This window comes from Streptomyces sp. NPDC051133 (assembly GCF_040682635.1).
Lineage (GTDB): Bacteria > Actinomycetota > Actinomycetes > Streptomycetales > Streptomycetaceae > Streptomyces.
In genome coordinates this window covers 34,936-51,702 of record NZ_JBFBBK010000040.1, presented here as the reverse complement: position 1 = coordinate 51,702, position 16,767 = coordinate 34,936, and the positions used below count along the sequence as shown (strand labels likewise).

General features: G+C 70.2%; 16 protein-coding genes. 9 read left to right on the top strand and 7 right to left on the bottom strand.

The annotated features are described in order from the left end of the window. Nucleotides 1-25 precede the first annotated feature (25 nt). A complete protein-coding gene (locus AB0N17_RS32725; protein ID WP_366015213.1) occupies nucleotides 26-1,432 on the bottom strand; it encodes a glutamate decarboxylase in 1,407 nt (468 codons plus the stop codon). Nucleotides 1,433-1,582: 150 nt separating this feature from the next. Here AB0N17_RS32725 and AB0N17_RS32720 point away from each other — a divergent pair, with 150 nt between their 5' ends. Next, nucleotides 1,583-2,347 (top strand): MerR family transcriptional regulator, encoded by a 765-nt coding sequence (locus tag AB0N17_RS32720; protein ID WP_366015212.1) that lies wholly within the window; start codon nucleotides 1,583-1,585, stop codon nucleotides 2,345-2,347. Nucleotides 2,348-2,375: 28 nt separating this feature from the next. Here AB0N17_RS32720 and AB0N17_RS32715 read toward each other — a convergent pair whose 3' ends face one another. Then, the gene (locus tag AB0N17_RS32715) at nucleotides 2,376-2,741 is read right to left on the bottom strand and encodes a YbjQ family protein (protein WP_366015211.1); all 366 of its coding nucleotides are present in this window, start codon (nucleotides 2,739-2,741) and stop codon (nucleotides 2,376-2,378) included. A gap of 147 nt (nucleotides 2,742-2,888) precedes the next feature. Between AB0N17_RS32715 and AB0N17_RS32710 the strand changes: the two genes are divergently transcribed. After that, on the top strand, nucleotides 2,889-3,896 hold the full coding sequence (locus tag AB0N17_RS32710) for a VTT domain-containing protein (protein WP_366015210.1): 1,008 nt from the start codon (nucleotides 2,889-2,891) through the stop codon (nucleotides 3,894-3,896). A 30-nt stretch (nucleotides 3,897-3,926) separates the two neighbouring features. Here AB0N17_RS32710 and AB0N17_RS32705 read toward each other — a convergent pair whose 3' ends face one another. Both AB0N17_RS32705 and AB0N17_RS32700 read right to left on the bottom strand, forming a co-directional pair. After that, entirely contained in the window at nucleotides 3,927-5,582 is a 1,656-nt protein-coding gene (locus tag AB0N17_RS32705) for a threonine/serine exporter family protein (RefSeq protein WP_366015209.1), read from the bottom strand. A 115-nt stretch (nucleotides 5,583-5,697) separates the two neighbouring features. Continuing rightward, a complete protein-coding gene (locus tag AB0N17_RS32700; RefSeq protein ID WP_031115900.1) occupies nucleotides 5,698-6,189 on the bottom strand; it encodes an inorganic diphosphatase in 492 nt (163 codons plus the stop codon). A 124-nt stretch (nucleotides 6,190-6,313) separates the two neighbouring features. Here AB0N17_RS32700 and dacB point away from each other — a divergent pair, with 124 nt between their 5' ends. The 7 genes from dacB (at nucleotide 6,314) to AB0N17_RS32665 (ending at nucleotide 15,020) form a co-directional block, all read left to right on the top strand. Then, a complete protein-coding gene (gene dacB / locus AB0N17_RS32695; RefSeq protein WP_366015242.1) occupies nucleotides 6,314-7,858 on the top strand; it encodes a D-alanyl-D-alanine carboxypeptidase/D-alanyl-D-alanine-endopeptidase in 1,545 nt (514 codons plus the stop codon). Between the two features lie 160 nt (nucleotides 7,859-8,018). After that, the gene (locus AB0N17_RS32690) at nucleotides 8,019-9,119 is read left to right on the top strand and encodes a zinc-dependent metalloprotease (protein ID WP_366015241.1); all 1,101 of its coding nucleotides are present in this window, start codon (nucleotides 8,019-8,021) and stop codon (nucleotides 9,117-9,119) included. Nucleotides 9,120-9,311: 192 nt separating this feature from the next. Continuing rightward, entirely contained in the window at nucleotides 9,312-10,364 is a 1,053-nt protein-coding gene (gene tilS / locus AB0N17_RS32685; protein ID WP_366015208.1) for a tRNA lysidine(34) synthetase TilS, read from the top strand. 90 nt (nucleotides 10,365-10,454) lie between these two features. Further along, complete coding sequence (hpt, locus tag AB0N17_RS32680; protein WP_366015207.1) at nucleotides 10,455-11,015, top strand: hypoxanthine phosphoribosyltransferase; 561 nt, start codon at nucleotides 10,455-10,457, stop codon at nucleotides 11,013-11,015. Between the two features lie 195 nt (nucleotides 11,016-11,210). After that, nucleotides 11,211-13,250, top strand: coding sequence for an ATP-dependent zinc metalloprotease FtsH (gene ftsH / locus AB0N17_RS32675; RefSeq protein WP_366015206.1), 2,040 nt, complete (start codon nucleotides 11,211-11,213; stop codon nucleotides 13,248-13,250). A gap of 111 nt (nucleotides 13,251-13,361) precedes the next feature. Then, entirely contained in the window at nucleotides 13,362-13,967 is a 606-nt protein-coding gene (folE, locus tag AB0N17_RS32670) for a GTP cyclohydrolase I FolE (RefSeq protein ID WP_366015205.1), read from the top strand. A 201-nt stretch (nucleotides 13,968-14,168) separates the two neighbouring features. Beyond that, the gene (locus AB0N17_RS32665; RefSeq protein WP_366015204.1) at nucleotides 14,169-15,020 is read left to right on the top strand and encodes a hypothetical protein; all 852 of its coding nucleotides are present in this window, start codon (nucleotides 14,169-14,171) and stop codon (nucleotides 15,018-15,020) included. Between the two features lie 3 nt (nucleotides 15,021-15,023). Here AB0N17_RS32665 and AB0N17_RS32660 read toward each other — a convergent pair whose 3' ends face one another. The 3 genes from AB0N17_RS32660 to folB all read right to left on the bottom strand — a co-directional run bounded on the left by AB0N17_RS32660 (nucleotide 15,024) and on the right by folB (nucleotide 16,551). Beyond that, nucleotides 15,024-15,512: a DUF3180 domain-containing protein gene (locus AB0N17_RS32660; protein WP_366015203.1), complete on the bottom strand. Its 489-nt coding sequence runs from the start codon at nucleotides 15,510-15,512 to the stop codon at nucleotides 15,024-15,026. Nucleotides 15,513-15,583: 71 nt separating this feature from the next. After that, on the bottom strand, nucleotides 15,584-16,195 hold the full coding sequence (folK, locus tag AB0N17_RS32655; protein ID WP_366015202.1) for a 2-amino-4-hydroxy-6-hydroxymethyldihydropteridine diphosphokinase: 612 nt from the start codon (nucleotides 16,193-16,195) through the stop codon (nucleotides 15,584-15,586). Beyond that, the gene (gene folB / locus AB0N17_RS32650) at nucleotides 16,192-16,551 is read right to left on the bottom strand and encodes a dihydroneopterin aldolase (protein WP_208899553.1); all 360 of its coding nucleotides are present in this window, start codon (nucleotides 16,549-16,551) and stop codon (nucleotides 16,192-16,194) included. Before folB ends, folK begins: the two co-directional genes overlap by 4 nt. Between the last annotated feature and the right edge of the window lie 216 nt (nucleotides 16,552-16,767).

Below are 16,767 nucleotides of genomic sequence, written 5' to 3'. Positions count from 1 at the left end.
GGCCCGGTCGCGGAACGCGACGGTTCTAGTGGTGGAAGCCGGTGGCCGCCTCCTTGTCGTGCGTGAGCGGATGCGGCTGGCGGCGCAGCTCCGGCAGCAGCCGCGTCAGGTCGTCCACCAGCAGGTCGGCCAGGTCGTGGGAGAAGCCGTTGCGGCACACGATCCGCAGGACGGCCAGGTCCTCCCGGTTCGGCGGGAAGGTGTACGCGGGCACCAGCCAGCCGTTCTCGCGCAGCCGCCGGGAGACGTCGAAGACGTCGTACGACGTGACGTCGTCGGCCGTGGTGAGCGCGAACACCGGCAGCTCGTCCCCGCGCGTGAGCAGCCGGAAGTCCCCGAGCGCCTCGATCCGCCCGGCCAGCGAGCGCGCCACGTCCCGCGTCGACTGCTGCACCGCCCGGAACCCCTCGCGGCCCAGCCGCAGGAACGTGTAGTACTGCGCGACCACCTGGGCGCCCGGACGGGAGAAGTTCAGCGCGAAGGTCGGCATGTCGCCGCCCAGGTAGTTGACCCGGAAGACCAGCTCCTCGGGCAGCGCCTCCTTGTCCCGCCACAGCGCCCAGCCGACGCCCGGATACACCAGCCCGTACTTGTGCCCCGAGGTGTTGATCGACGCCACGCGCGGCAGGCGGAAGTCCCACACCAGGTCCTCGTCCAGGAAGGGCGCCACCATCGCGCCGGACGCCCCGTCCACGTGCACCGGGACGTCGAGGCCCGTGCGCTCCTGCAGGGCGTCCAGGGCCGCGCACAGCTCGGCGATCGGCTCGTAGGACCCGTCGAACGTCGAGCCGAGGATGCCGACCACCCCGATGGTGTTCTCGTCGCACAGCTCGGCCGCCGCCTGCGGGTCCAGGTGGAAGCGGTCGCCCTCCATGGGCACCAGCCGGGCCTCCACCTCCCAGAAGTTGCAGAACTTCTCCCAGCACACCTGGACGTTGACACCCATCACCAGGTTGGGCCGCGCGCCCGGATACCGGTCGGAGTTGCGCCGCATCCAGCGGCGCTTGAGCGCCATCCCGGCGAGCATGCAGGCCTCGCTCGACCCCGTCGTCGAACAGCCCACCGCCGCCGACGGGTCCGGCGCGTTCCACAGATCGGCGAGCATCGCCACGCAGCGCCGTTCCAGCTCGGCCGTGCGCGGGTACTCGTCCTTGTCGATCATGTTCTTGTCCCGGCACTCCGCCATCAGCACCCCGGCCTGCGGCTCCATCCAGGTGGTGACGAAGGTGGCCAGGTTCAGCCGGGAGTTGCCGTCCAGCATCAGCTCGTCGTGCACCAGCTGATAGGCGGTGTTCGGCGCCAGCGGGACGTCGGGGAGCCGGTGCGTGGGCGGCGCCTCGGTCATTCCGGCGACCGGATTGGCCTCCCCGAAGAAGGGGTTGACCGACACCTGCCGCTCTTCGTGCTTTTCGGGACCTTTGTGCAGGGCCATGGGTGCCTCCTTGCGGCCACCATAGGCGGACGGCCCGGACCGGACATCCGGAACGACCCGGAGTCGCCACCCGGAGAGATCCCGGACTTGCACCTCACGTGACGTGAGGCCTCAGCGTGGACGGCGTACCGACGACAAGGAGCGGAAGACGTGAGCTACTCCGTGGGACAGGTCTCGGGGTTCGCCGGCATCACGGTGCGCACCCTGCACCACTACGACGAGATCGGCCTGCTCGTGCCCAGCGAGCGCACGCACGCCGGCCACCGGCGTTACAACGACGCCGACCTCGACCGGCTCCAGCAGATCCTGTTCTACCGGGAGCTCGGCTTACCGCTCGAGGAGGTCGCGGCCCTGCTCGACGACCCGGACGCGGACCCGCGCGCACACCTGCGCCGCCAGCACGAACTGCTGACCGCCCGGATCGAGAAGCTGCAGAAGATGGCCGCGGCCGTGGAGCACGCCATGGAGGCACGCACGATGGGCATCAACCTCACGCCGGAGGAGCGGTTCGAGGTGTTCGGGGACAAGGACCCCGAGCAGTACGCCGAGGAGGCCGAGCAGCGCTGGGGCGGCACCGAGGCGTACGCCGAGTCGCAGCGCCGCGCCGCCACGTACGGCAAGGAGGACTGGAAGCGGATCCAGGCCGAGGTGGACGACTGGGGCCGGCGGTACGCCGGCCTCGTGGCCGCCGGCGAGCAGCCGGCCGGCGAGGCGGCCATGGACCTGGCCGAGGAACACCGGCGGCACATCAGCAGGTACTACTTCGAGGTCGAGTACGAGATGCACCGGTGCTTCGCGGAGATGTACGTCTCCGACGAGCGCTTCAAGGCCTTCTACGACTCCCTGCACCCGGGGCTCGCGGAACACCTGCGCGCGGCGATCCTCGCCAACGCCGACCGGCACACCACCTCCTGACCGGTCCCGGCCCGGGCGTGCGCGGGGCTCACTCCCGGGCCAGGACCACCGCCGTGCCGTAGGCGCACACCTCGGTGCCCACGTCGGCGGCCTCCGTCACGTCGAACCGGAACATCAGCACCCCGTTGGCCCCACGCGCGCGTGCCTGCTCCACCAGCCGCTCCATGGCCTGGTTGCGGGTCTGCACGAGCGTCTTGGTGAGCCCCTTCAGCTCGCCGCCGATCATCGACTTCAGCCCGGCACCGATCTGGCTGCCGAGGTGCCGGGAGCGCACGGTGAGCCCGAAGACCTCGCCCAGCACCTCCTGCACCCGGTATCCGGGCACGTCGTTCGTCGTCACGACCAGCACGTCCGGCTGGGGCTCCTGGCCGCCGCCGTAGTCATCGAGTCCCATGAACCACAGCTTTCTCCCAGTCATCACACAGTGCATCCCGGATACGCCCGTGGAACCTGGGGCGGTCACCTCACGTTGATAGCTTTGTGCGGCAATCCCACGATGTTCAGCCGCCGCAGCCGCCTTCACCCCCAGGAGCCCGGACCCGTGATGACACTCGCCCTCGGCCCGAGCTGGCTCGATCCCAACTACCTGCTGGACACGTACAGCGTCTGGGGCCTGCTGCTCGTCGTCTTCGCCGAGTCGGGCCTGCTCATCGGGTTCTTCCTGCCGGGCGACTCGCTGCTGTTCACGTGCGGTCTGCTGATCACGTCGCACCAGCTGGACTTCCCGCTGTGGGGGGCGATCGGCCTGATCTGCCTCGCCGCGATCCTGGGCGACCAGGCGGGCTACATGTTCGGCAGGAAGGTCGGCCCGTCCCTGTTCAACCGGCCGGACTCGCGCCTGTTCAAGCAGGAGAACGTCACCAAGGCGCACGAGTTCTTCGAGAAGTACGGCCCGAAGTCCCTGGTCCTGGCCCGCTTCGTGCCCATCGTGCGCACGTTCACGCCGATCATCGCCGGCGTCAGCGGCATGAAGTACCGCTCGTTCCTGCTCTTCAACGTCATCGGCGGTGTGCTGTGGGGCGCGGGCGTCACCCTGCTCGGCTCCTGGCTCGGCAACATCGACTTCGTCAAGAACAACATCGAGGCGATCTTCATCCTGATCGTCCTCATCTCCGTGGTCCCGATCGTGATCGAGCTGCTGCGGGCGCGCGGCAAGCAGAAGAAGCCCGCCGAGGCCGCCCCCCAGCCCCCGCTGCGGCCGCAGGCACCCGGGTACCAGCAGCCCCCGGCCATGGACACGGCCACGACCCAGCTCCGCCGCATCGAGCCGGACCAGCCGTACGAGCACCAGCAGCAGGAACAGCCGTACTGGAACCAGGGCGGCTACGACAGCCAGTACGACGACCAGTACGGCAACCGGTACGACGACCAGTACGGCAACCGGTACCACGACCAGCAGCAGTACCCGCAGCAGCGGCCCGAGCATGCCCAGCAGCCCTATGGCGGGCAGCAGCCGTACGGCGAACAGCAGCAGCCGTACGGCGAGCAGCAGCAGTACGACCCGCACCAGCCCCAGCACCCGTACCCGTACGACTACGGCCAGCGGTAGCCGACGCCGGGGCGCGGCGAACCCGCGCCCCTAGAAACCCCGGGTCCGCTTCGCGGCCCGCCGCTTCCCCGCGGAGCCGACCCGCAGGAACAGCCGGAACACCTCCGACCCGAGATTCACCCCGATCGCGATGGCCATGGCCAGGGAAGCCGCGTTGGCCAGCGACACCAGCCCCTTGTCCACCTCGTTCTGGGCCATGTTGAGCAGCCCGAAGTACGTGGCGGAACCGGGCAGCAGCGGACCGATCGCCGCCGTCGTGTAGGGCAGCGCGGAGGCGAACCGGTAACGCGACAGCAGCTGCCCGAACAGCCCCACCAGCCCCGCCGCCACCGCCGTGGACGCCACCGGCGAGATGTCGGCCACGTAGTGCATCGCGCCGTACACCGTCCACGCGACGCCTCCGTTGAGCGTCACCCACAGCACGGTCGACCGCTCCTGCTGCAGCAGCACCGCGAAGGTCAGCGACAGCAGCATGGACGCCGCGATCTGGATCAGCGGCCGTCCGTTGGTGACGAGCGCCGCGTCCGGGTTCAGCTCGCCGCCGACCTTCACGCCGAAGTACAGGACGATCAGCACGCCGGTGACGATGCCGACGAAGAAGTACATGACCTCCAGCAGACGTGCCGAGGCCGTGATGTAGAAGCCGGTCAGACCGTCCTGCACGCCCGCCACCAGCGCCCGTCCGGGCAGCAGCGCGAACAGTCCACCGGTGACGACCGCGGACGCCTTCACGTCCACGTGCGCCAGCGCGAACGCCACCCCGATCGCCGCGGGCGGCATCGCCGCGACCGTGAACTGGTAGAACTCCGGCAGCCCGCGCCCCGCGCACAGCCAGGCCAGCCGGTCGCCGAGCATCGCGCCGACGGCCGCCGCGACGAACACGATCAGATCACCGCCGACCAGCACGGAGGCCGCGCCGGCCAGCAGCCCGCCGGCCAGGGTCAGCGCCCAGCCCGGGTAGGGGTGCCGGTTGCGCCGGATCTCCGCCAGGCGCCGGTAGGCCTCCTCCAGGGAGACATGGGTCTCGGCGTCGGTCAGGTCGTCCACCAGCCGGAAGACGGCCGCCAGCCGCGTGTAGTCGGTGCCCCGCCGCCGTACCGTCCGCGACGCCGTCACCGGGTCCTCGACCAGGGACGGCTGGTGGGAGATCGACAGCAGCGTGAAGGTGACGTTCGGCTCGCAGCGGTCCAGTCCGTAGGACCGGCACACCGCGAACATCGCGGCCTCCACGTCCTCCGCGCCCTCACCGCCCGCGAGCAGCAGCTCGCCGATACGCAGGGTCAGGTCGAGGACGCGCGGAACCGCCGGGCCCTCCTCCTCGCCGCGCTGCACCTGCTCCGGCGCGGGCCGCTCGGCCACCGGCATCCGCAGCATCGTGCGCATCCGGTCCTGCCACGGCGCGTCCTTGACCAGGCTGACCAGCGGCACCCCGGTGGCCGGTGTGAAGGCGGCCGGGGCATCCTTGGCGCTGTAGGTGTGCGGCGGGCTGAACGCCGACCCCTCCGGCTCGGGGCTCGCCGGCTGCGGCGTCTGGAACCCCTGCGGTACGGCGAACTCGGACGTCGTCTCCGGCTCACCCACGGCCCTGGGGACGTCGAGCCCCACCGGGATGGCGAACTCCGACGTGATCTCCGGGTCGTACCGCGCCTCGTCAGACCGGGGCTTGCGGTCCTCCGCCTCCGTCACCTCGCACCGCTCCCTGAACGACACCTTCCGTAGGCCTCAGTATGCGCATGAGTACGCAGACGGGCCGCGCCACCCCACCCAGGGTGCCGCGGCCCGCGAAAGGCAAACCGGCCGGTCAGTGACCGCCCTGCTCCTTGAAGCGCTTGTAGGACCGCTCGATCTCCGCCTCGGCGTCCGTGCGGCCGACCCAGTTGGCGCCCTCGACGGACTTGCCGGGCTCCAGGTCCTTGTACACCTCGAAGAAGTGCTGGATCTCCAGGCGGTCGAACTCCGAGACGTGGTGGATGTCACGCAGGTGCTCCACACGCGGGTCGGTGGCCGGAACGCACAGCAGCTTGTCGTCGCCGCCCGCCTCGTCCGTCATCCGGAACATGCCGATCGCACGGCACTTGATCAGGCAGCCCGGGAAGGTCGGCTCGTCCAGGATGACCAGCGCGTCCAGCGGGTCGCCGTCCTCGCCGAGGGTGTTCTCGACGAAGCCGTAGTCGGTCGGGTAGGCGGTCGAGGTGAAGAGGCGACGGTCCAGGCGGATCCGACCGGTCTCGTGGTCCACCTCGTACTTGTTGCGCGAACCCTTCGGGATCTCGATCGTGACGTCGAACTCCACCGGTGGCTCCTCCATGATCAGCACATAGTTCTGGTGATTAAGTGTCCCTCACGCAGGTGTGTGATCGCGAAAGGGGTTGGTGGTCGTGCCGGAGCTGAGGCCTTGGCGTGCCGCGAAACCGCAGGTGGTGCGGATCGCGAACGCCGTGCGACCCCGGCTGGCGAGGGCCGTGACGGCCGCGGGACCGCGGATCGCGCGGTTGACGCGCAGCCTTCGGACCCGGCCCGTGCACCTCCCCCGTCCGCGGACCCTCAGGACCTGGCAGTACACCGCGGGCGCCGCCACCGCCGGCCTTGCACTGGCCGCCGGAGTGGTGACCGCGGCAGGCCCCTGGGACGCCAACGGTCAGCGTACGGCCGAGCGCGACCGGGCCGCCGCACTGGAGCGGCCAGGTGGCACAGATCACGGCGGCCCCGGCACCCCCCGGCCCGCACCCAGCGCCCAACCCGTCCTGACGGGCCTGGGACGCGCCACAGCCGCCGTCGGCACCAAAGAGACCACGCCGGGCACCAAGGCGCTCACAGACGTCCTGGAGCCCCTCCTGGGCGCCTCCGCGCTCGGCGGCACCCACACGGCCGCGGTCGTCGACGTGGCCACCGGCAAGCGCCTGTACGGCGTCGACTCCGGCAGGGCCCTCACCCCCGCCTCCACCACCAAGATCGCCACCGCCGTCGCCGCCCTGTCCGCGCTCGGCCCCGACCACCGCCTCACCACCCGCGCCGCCCTCGAACCCGACACCGGCGAACTCGTCCTGGTCGGCGGCGGCGACCCCACCCTCACCGCCCACACCCGGTCCGACGGCTGGGCGAGCCTGCGGACCCTGGCGAAGGACACCGCCGACGCCCTGCGCGAGAAGGACATCCACAAGGTCACGCTCTCCTACGACACGACCCTCTACACCGGCCCCGCCCTGCACCCCATCGGCGTGAACGACAACCTCGCCCCCGTCAGCGCCCTGACCGCCGACGAGGGCCGCACCGACGGCTCCGCCGCCGGACCGGTGCGGCGCGTGGCCGACCCGGCCAAGAACGCCGCCGCCGAATTCGCCGGCTTCCTCAAGAACGCCGGCATCACCGCCACACCCCCCGGACCCTCCAAGGCCAGCACGCGCGCGGAGACCCTCGCCACGGTCTCCTCACCCCCGCTGTCCGCCCTGGTCGAGCGCATGCTCACCAACAGCGACAACGACATCGCCGAGAACCTGGCCCGCCAGACGGCCCTGGCGAGCGGCGAACCCGGCAGCTACGCCGGCGGCGCGAAGGCGATCGCCGCACGGCTGACCAAGCTGGGCCTGCCGATGACCGGCGCCTCCTTCCACGACGGCAGCGGCCTCAACCGCGACGACCGGCTCACGGCCGACCTCCTCACCGCCCTCCTCGTCACCGCCGGCGACCCCGGCCGCCCCGGCCTGCGCCCCGTCCTCACCGGCCTGCCCGTCGCCGGCTTCACCGGCACCCTGGCCGCCCGCTACACCGACGGCGCGGCCGGCCTCATCCGCGCCAAGACCGGCACCCTGACCGGCGTCAACACCCTGGCGGGCACCCTCGTGGACCAGGACGGCCGCCTCCTGGCCTTCGCCTTCCTGGCCTCGGGCACGACCGACCCGGTCGAGGCCCAGTCGGCCCTCGACCGGACGGCCACGGCACTCGCGGGATGCGGCTGCGACTAGGGGGTTTCGTTTGGATCAGCCCGGGTCCGCGAAACGAAGCCCCCTAGGTGTGCCGACGGCGGGACCCGCCCACCACGGACCCCGCACGGCCTGCCCGGAGCGGGAAGGGTCCCGTACGGTTGACGGCATGACAGGCTTCGGTGGCACTGCCTCTCCCGGGATGGTCGACTGGAACCTCGCGGTGGCGACCGCGACCCGCCTCGTACGACCCGGCCCCGACGTCAGCCGCGACGAGGCCAGGGCCGTCGTCGCGGAGCTGCGCCGGCACGCGAAAGCCTCGGAGGAACACGTCCGGGGCTTCACTCGTATGGGCACCGAGGAGACCCACGACACCCCCGTCCTCGTCGTCGACCGCCCCGGCTGGGTCCGCGCCAACGTCGCCGGCTTCCGCGAGATCCTCCGGCCGCTGCTGGAGAAGATGCAGGAACGGCGCGGCAGCAACCCGGGCAGCGCGGTCCTCGGCGCCGTCGGCGGGAAGGTCACCGGCGTGGAACTCGGCATGCTGCTCTCGTTCCTGTCCTCCCGCGTCCTCGGCCAGTACGAGACCTTCGCCCCCGCCACCCGCGACCTGCCCGCCGGCGCCACCGGCGGCGGCCGGCTGCTGCTCGTCGCCCCGAACATCGTCCACGTCGAACGCGAACTCGACGTCGAACCGCACGACTTCCGCCTCTGGGTGTGCCTGCACGAGGAGACCCACCGCACCCAGTTCACGGCCGTTCCCTGGCTCCGCGACCACCTCGAGGGCGAAATCCAGTCGTTCTTGGCCGAGACCGACGTCGACCCGATGACCTTCCTGGAGCGCATCCGGGAGGCCGCCCAGTCCCTCGCCGGAGGCCGCCCCGAGGGCGAGGAGGACGACGGCGGCCACTCCTTCGTGGAACTGGTGCAGACCCCCGCCCAGCGCGAGATCCTCGGCCGCCTCACCGCCGTCATGTCCCTCCTGGAGGGCCACGCCGACTACGTCATGGACGGCGTCGGACCCAGCGTCGTACCGTCCGTCTCCGAGATCCGCGAGAAGTTCCAGCAACGCCGCGCCAAGGGTGCCTCCCGCCTCGACCTCGCCCTGCGCAAGCTGCTGGGTCTGGATGCCAAACTCAGGCAGTACCGCGACGGCGAGCGGTTCGTCCGCGCCGTCGTCGACGAGGTCGGCGTGGACGGCTTCAACCGCGTGTGGACCTCGCCCAACACCCTCCCCACCAAGGCGGAGATCGCCAAACCGGCGGACTGGGTCGCGCGGGTGCACCGCAAGGCCGAGTCGTGAACGTCACACATGGGTCGTGAACCGAATCCGGCCGACGGCAGGCGAACGCCCCTCCAATCACCCGTCCGAGGGACCGTGAGCCATGCGTAGGCGTGCAATGCTCGGGGAACGGCCCGGTTCTGTCACCATCTACACACTCTGAGTGACCGACCTCGGGCTCACCCCCCGAAAACTTCATGAAGGGAACCGGACATGGGTCCCCATCCTGCGGTCGCGGCGATACGCCTGGCGGTCCGCCGCGCCCTCCACGACATCCTCGACGACCACCAGGTCTCCGGCGAGCACCCGGACACCCCCGGCCACCGGCCGGACCAGAGAGCCGAACGGCCTCCCTCCCCGCTCGTGCTCGTCGCGTGCTCCGGCGGCGCCGACTCCATGGCCCTCGCCTCCGCCCTCGCCTTCGAGGCCCCCAAGCTCGGCATCCGCGCCGGTGGCGTCACCGTCGACCACGGCCTGCAGCCCGGCTCCGGCCTCCGCGCCGCCGAGGTGGTCCTGCGCCTGCGTGAACTCGGCCTCGACCCCGTCGAGTCCGCCGCCGTCACCGTCGGCCGCGACGGAGGGCCCGAGGCCGCCGCCCGCGACGCCCGCTACGCCGCCCTCGACGCGATCGCCGAGCGGCACGGAGCCACCGCGATCCTGCTCGGCCACACCCGGGACGACCAGGCCGAAACCGTCCTGCTGGGCCTCGCCCGCGGCTCCGGCATCCGCTCCCTGTCCGGAATGGCCGCGGTCTCGGGGGCCGGCGGCCGTTACCGGCGGCCGTTCCTGCACCTCGACCGGCAGACCGCCCGCAAGGCCTGCATGGTCCAGTCCCTGCCCGTCTGGGACGACCCGCACAACGCCGACCCGGCCTACACCCGCTCCCGGCTCCGGCACGAGGGCCTGCCCGCCCTGGAGAAGGCCCTCGGCAAGGGCGTCGTCGAGGCACTCGCCCGCACCGCCCAGCTCTCCCGGGACGACGCCGACGCCCTCGACGCCTGGGCCAGCCAGGCCGAGACCTCCGTACGGGACGCCACCGGCCTGCTGGAGTGCGCCAAGCTGTACGCGCTGCCGCCCGCCGTACGCCGCCGGATCCTGCGCCGAGCGGCCATCGAGGCGGGCGCCCCGGCCGGTTCGCTGTTCGCCCGTCACATCGAGGAAGTCGACCGTCTGATCACCGGCTGGCGCGGTCAGGGAGCCATCAATCTCCCGGGCAAAGTCGTCGCCCAGCGACAGGGTGGCAGACTGGTGATTCGGCAAGGCTGAATCCCGACCCCGCGGAGCGACCCTCCGGCGGCCGGTACGGGCAGCCGGTGGCCGTGATCTGCGGCCGTAAGTGCGGGACGACCGAAAGTGATGCGGGTGGACGCGAAAGACATGGGTGCCGACCTCCAGCGGGTGCTCATCACCAAGGAAGAGATCGACGCGAAGCTGGCCGAGCTGGCCGCGAAGATCGACGCGGAGTACGCGGGCAAGGACCTGCTCATCGTCGGCGTCCTCAAGGGCGCCGTGATGGTCATGGCGGACCTCGCGCGGGCGCTGTCCACCCCCGTCACCATGGACTGGATGGCCGTGTCCTCCTACGGCGCGGGCACCCAGTCCTCCGGTGTCGTGCGGATCCTCAAGGACCTCGACACCGACATCAAGGGCAAGCACGTCCTGATCGTCGAGGACATCATCGACTCCGGCCTGACCCTGTCGTGGCTGATCAACAACCTGGGCTCCCGCGAGCCCGCGACGCTGAAGGTGTGCACCCTGCTGCGCAAGCCGGACGCCGCCAAGGTCGCCATCGACGTGGAGTGGGTCGGGTTCGACATCCCGAACGAGTTCGTCGTCGGCTACGGCCTCGACTACGCCGAGAAGTACCGCAACCTGCCGTTCGTCGGTACGCTCGCGCCTCACGTCTACGGCGGCTGAGCCACTCGGCCCAAGCCCAGTAGGACGATCGGGAACCCCGGCGGGTTCCGTTCCGTTGAAGCATGCAGAGACGGCTTTCCCAGCCCTCGAAGCAGCATCGTGCGGCTTCGGACAACCATGCTGGGGTACCGTCAGAAGAACTGTCTTATCAAACTCACTATGGCAGGAGGGACGGGGCGACACCGCTCCGTATGGATGGACGTGAAGCGATACTTCCGTGGGCCGGTCATGTGGATCGTGCTGGCCGTCCTTGCCGTGGTCGTGTTGATGCAGGTCGTCGGCTCGTCCGGCGGCTACAAGACGGTGGACACCGGCCAGGTCGTGGCAGCGATCAACGACAACAGGGTCCAGTCGGCCAAGATCACCACTGGTGACGAAGAGACCGTCAAGGTCACGCTCAAGGACGGCCAGAAGGTCGACGGCAGCTCGAAGATCCAGGCGAGCTACATCGGCGACCAGGGCGTGACCATCGCCAGTCAGCTGCAGACCAAGTACCAGGACAAGCAGATCCCCGACGGCTACACGGTCTCGCCGTCCAAGCAGAACCCGTTCGTCGGCGTCCTGCTCTCCCTGCTGCCCTTCGTCCTGATCGTCGTCGTCTTCCTGTTCCTGATGAACCAGATGCAGGGCGGCGGCTCCCGGGTCATGAACTTCGGCAAGTCCAAGGCCAAGCTCATCACCAAGGACACCCCGAAGACGACCTTCTCCGACGTCGCCGGCTGCGACGAGGCCGTCGAGGAGCTCCACGAGATCAAGGAGTTCCTCCAGGAGCCGGCCAAGTTCCAGGCCGTCGGCGCCAAGATCCCCAAGGGCGTGCTGCTCTACGGCCGCCCGGGTACCGGCAAGACCCTGCTCGCGCGTGCCGTGGCCGGCGAGGCGGGCGTCCCCTTCTACTCGATCTCCGGCTCCGACTTCGTCGAGATGTTCGTCGGCGTCGGCGCCTCCCGCGTCCGCGACCTGTTCGAGCAGGCCAAGGCGAACGCCCCGGCGATCGTCTTCGTCGACGAGATCGACGCGGTCGGCCGCCACCGCGGCGCCGGCCTCGGCGGCGGTCACGACGAGCGCGAGCAGACCCTGAACCAGCTGCTGGTCGAGATGGACGGCTTCGACGTCAAGGGCGGCGTCATCCTGATCGCCGCCACCAACCGCCCCGACATCCTCGACCCGGCGCTGCTGCGCCCCGGCCGCTTCGACCGCCAGATCGCGGTCGACCCGCCGGACCTGCAGGGCCGCCTGGAGATCCTCAAGGTCCACCAGAAGGGCAAGCCGGTCGCACCCGACGTCGACCTGGCCGCCGTCGCCCGCCGCACCCCCGGCATGACCGGCGCCGACCTGGCCAACGTCCTCAACGAGGCCGCGCTGCTCACGGCCCGCGGCGACCAGAAGCTGATCGACAACAAGGCGCTGGACGAGGCGATCGACCGCGTGGTCGCGGGCCCGCAGAAGCGGACCCGGATCATGTCGGACAAGGAGAAGAAGATCACCGCGTACCACGAGGGCGGCCACGCCCTGGTCGCGGCGGCCTCGCCGAACTCCGACCCGGTCCACAAGATCACGATCCTGTCCCGCGGTCGCGCCCTCGGCTACACGATGGTCCTGCCCGACGAGGACAAGTACTCGACCACGCGCAACGAGATGCTCGACCAGCTCGGCTACATGCTGGGCGGCCGCGCCGCCGAGGAACTGGTCTTCCACGACCCGACCACCGGCGCCGCGAACGACATCGAGAAGGCCACCAACCTGGCCCGCGCGATGGTCACCCAGTACGGCATGACCGAGCGGCTCGGCGCCATCAAGTTCGGCGGCGACAACAGCGAGCCCTTCCTCGGCCGTGAGATGGCACACCAGCGCGACTACTCGGAAGAGGTCGCCGCGCTGGTGGACGAAGAGGTCAAGAAGCTCATCGAGAACGCGCACAACGAGGCCTGGGAGATCCTGGTCGAGAACCGCGACGTGCTCGACCAGCTCGTCCTTCACCTGCTGGAGAAGGAGACCCTGGGCAAGGAGGAGATCGCCGAGATCTTCGCCCCGATCGTCAAGCGCCCGCCGCGTCCCGCGTGGACCGGCTCCTCCCGCCGCACCCCGTCCACCCGCCCGCCGGTGCTCTCCCCGAAGGAGCTGGCACTGACGAACGGCGCGAACGGCACGACGGCCGCCATCAGCACGGCCAAGTCCACGGCGACGGAGTCGTCCCCGGTCACGGACCAGACCCCGGAGGACCGCTCCGAGAGCTGATTCATTGCGGCCGACCCGGCCCGGAATGAACGCCGCGCCCCCCAGGTTTTAGCCTGGGGGCGCGGCATTTTCGTATGCCCGTGAGCAAGACGTAGAGGAACGAGGCACCAGATGATCGACCCCGTGACGCTGGCCGGTGACGGCTCGATCGGCGAGTTCGACGAGAAGCGCGCCGAGAACGCCATTCGCGAACTCCTGATCGCTGTCGGTGAGGACCCCGAGCGCGAGGGCCTCAAGGACACTCCGGCGCGGGTGGCCAGGGCGTACAGGGAGCTGCTGGCGGGGTTGTGGCAGGCGCCTGAGGACGTCCTGACGACGACGTTCGATCTGGGGCACGACGAGATGGTCCTGGTGAAGGACATCGAGATCGTTTCCCTCTGTGAACACCATCTGCTGCCTTTTCACGGCGTAGCGCACATCGGTTACATTCCGGCTGAAACGGGAAAGATCACCGGCCTGTCGAAGCTCGCGCGCCTGGTCGAGGTCTTCGCCCGCCGACCGCAGGTGCAGGAGCGGCTCACCACCCAGATCGCCGACTCCCTCATGCGGATTCTCGAGGCGCGGGGTGCGATCGTCGTCATCGAGGCCGAGCACATGTGCATGTCGGTGCGGGGCATCCGCAAGCCCGGCGCGAAGACCACCACGTCGGCGGTGCGCGGCCAGCTTCGGGACGCCACGACGCGTGCCGAGGCCATGAGCCTGATACTGGCGCAGTGACCTGATTGTCAGTGGTGCCCGATAACGTCCCTTGATCAGTGGGTTGATCACTGATCAAGGGGGATCGGGATGGGGGACGGACTGCCGAGCAAGCAGACGGTGAATGCCGTCGGCGGCCGGCTTCAGGCACGCAGCGTCCGGGCCGGCTGCCGACTGTGGACGCTGCAGGGGGAGCGAACGGCACAGACCACGGTCGAGGCTGTGACAGTGACGAAGGTCCGCCAGGTCGTGGAGGTCGTGACCGACCGGGTCACGTTCACCGCGGCGCCGGATCAGCTGCTGGGGACGCCCGATGGGTGGGTGCATGCCAGAGACACACAGGGGACCGTGATCGCGTGGACGCCCGCTCGAAAACTGTGCCGGCAGCGGCTGTCCATCACTCCGGGATACGACTTCGGCTACCTGATGGGAGCCACCTGCTCGGACGGAACGGTCGGCAGGAACTATGTATCCCTGGTGGTCAACGACGAACGCTTCGCCGAGCGCTATGCGAGGTGCCTGAGCACGGCCACAGGACTCGACGCGCGGCTGGAGGCGGTCACTCGGCCCTCCGGCTACCTGCAGCGGGACGCGCCCGGCTTCAGGGTGCGGGTCGTGTCCTCCTACCTGGCCGACTCGATGCGGCAGTACGTCGGCGGGGACGCGCACCACATGCGGCAGCGCTTCCCGCGAGTGGTGCTGCGCGACAGGCCGACCTTCGACGGCTTCCTCGACGGCTACGCGGACGGTGATGGCTGCACGGTCAAGGGAGGCCGCGTACTGGTCAGCGCCAATGTGCCGTTCCTGACCGAACTCAGCTGTGTCGTCGGTGCCCGATTCACACCCTCCGCAAGCGGTGCCGCGTCGCACCTGCTCGTCACGGACAGGTGGTCCTCACGAGGCACCTTCCGACCGGAGCAGCATCCGATCCAGCTCCGAGAATCGGGTTGGAGCCAGGTGCACGAGGTGCGCCCACGCGTCGCCGACAGCAAGCCCTACACGCTCTACAGCTACCGCCTCGCCCCCCACCCCGGCTTCCTGGTCAACGGCCACCTCGCCCGGCAGCCGTGGTAGCCCTCAGGCCACCGGCTCCGCGCCCGTGTGGTTCTCGTCGTCGTCCTCCGGGAGCTTGCACACGCGCTCCAGGAACAGGGCCGCCGCTATCACGGCGATTCCGGCCAGGACCGAGAGGCCGGCGTAGATGGCCTGGTCGCGGCGGGCCGGGAAGTCGAGGAGCTCCAGCAGGAAGACGCCCGTGCCGCCGTACATGCCGGCGACCAGTGCGGCGACCAGCGCGCTGGCCTGGCCGAAGACGACCGCCCGGGCGGCCATCAGGGGGTCGACCCCCTTTGCGCCCGGGCGGCGCTCGCGCTGGGCCTTGAACCGGGCCCGCAGCGACAGCGCCGTCGAGAGCAGCACCGCGGCGATCAGGGCAAGGACGATGGGCGCGGCCAGGGGGACGCTGGGAAGGGTCCCGATCGAGTTCCAGAGGCGGGCGCCCGCCCAGGACAGGATCCCGGCCACGACGAACACGCCGACCAGCACCCTGATGCGCAGCTCTCTCACGGTGTCCCTTCAGTTCCCCCGGACCGGCCCGGACCGCGGTCGTCTCGACCTTGCCGTCTTGACCTTAACGACTACTCCGGCAGTCGGAGTTCCAGGTCCGCGCGGGCTTCCACGCCGTCCCGGGTGACGGCCGTCAGCAGATCGGCGACCGTGCCGCGGCCCGGCAGCTGGGCCTGGGGGTCCACGTCGTGCCAGGGAGCGAGCACGAAGGCGCGCTCGTGGGCGCGTGGGTGGGGCAGGGTGAGGTGCGGGTCGTCGGAGGTGACGTCGGCGTAGGCGACGATGTCGACGTCCAGGGTGCGCGGACCCCAGCGCTCGTCCCGCACGCGGTTGAAGGCCTCCTCCACGGCGTGCGCCCGCTCCAGCAGGGAGGCGGGGGGCAGGGTGGTCTTGAGCAGCACCACCGCGTTGAAGTACGACGGCTGGCTGCCGGGTGCCACGCCCCACGGCTCGGTCTCGTACACCGGCGAGACGGCTTTCACGCGCAGACCCGGGGTGTCCTCCAGCGCGTCGACGGCGCCCTGGAGGGTCTCCAGGCGGTTGCCGAGGTTGGCACCGATGGAGATGACGGCCCATTTGGGGTTCTGCAGGGTCGTGTCGGCGGCGTCCACCCTCTCGACGACCGAGGCGGGCACCGGCTGGACGGTCGGGTCGCTGTGACCCTGAAGGAAAGGTCGGGTCATACTCGGCTCCGGGTGATGGTGACGGTCACGTCGTCGAAGGGGACGGTGATCGGCGCGTCCGGCTTGTGGACGCAGACCTCGACCTCCTGGACCCCTTCGTGCTTCAGGCAGGTCTGGGCGATCCGCTCGGCGAGCGTCTCGATGAGGTCCACCGGCTCGCCCTCGACCACGGCCACGACCTCCTCGGCCACGATGCCGTAGTGCACGGTCTTCGCCAGGTCGTCGTCGGCCGCGGCCGGTCGGGTGTCCAGGCCCAGGACGAGGTCCACGATGAAGGTCTGGCCCTCCTCGCGCTCCTTGGGGAACACACCGTGGTGCCCGCGGGCCTTCAGGCCGCGCAGCGCGACACGATCCACGCGAATCACTCCTGCAATCGTCGGGAACGGCCGGTCCGTACCGCGTGCGGGCGGATGCACCGGCCTCAGACGAATCTACCTGCGGGCACTGACAAAGCGGGGCCATGGGGGCGTGTGCCCGGGCCGGGACCCGGAGCGTTCACCGGGTGTTTTCCCCGGGGAACCCGGCCGCGTCATGGACTGGAAGCCGCTCCTACCCCGGGGTAGGTGATTCCA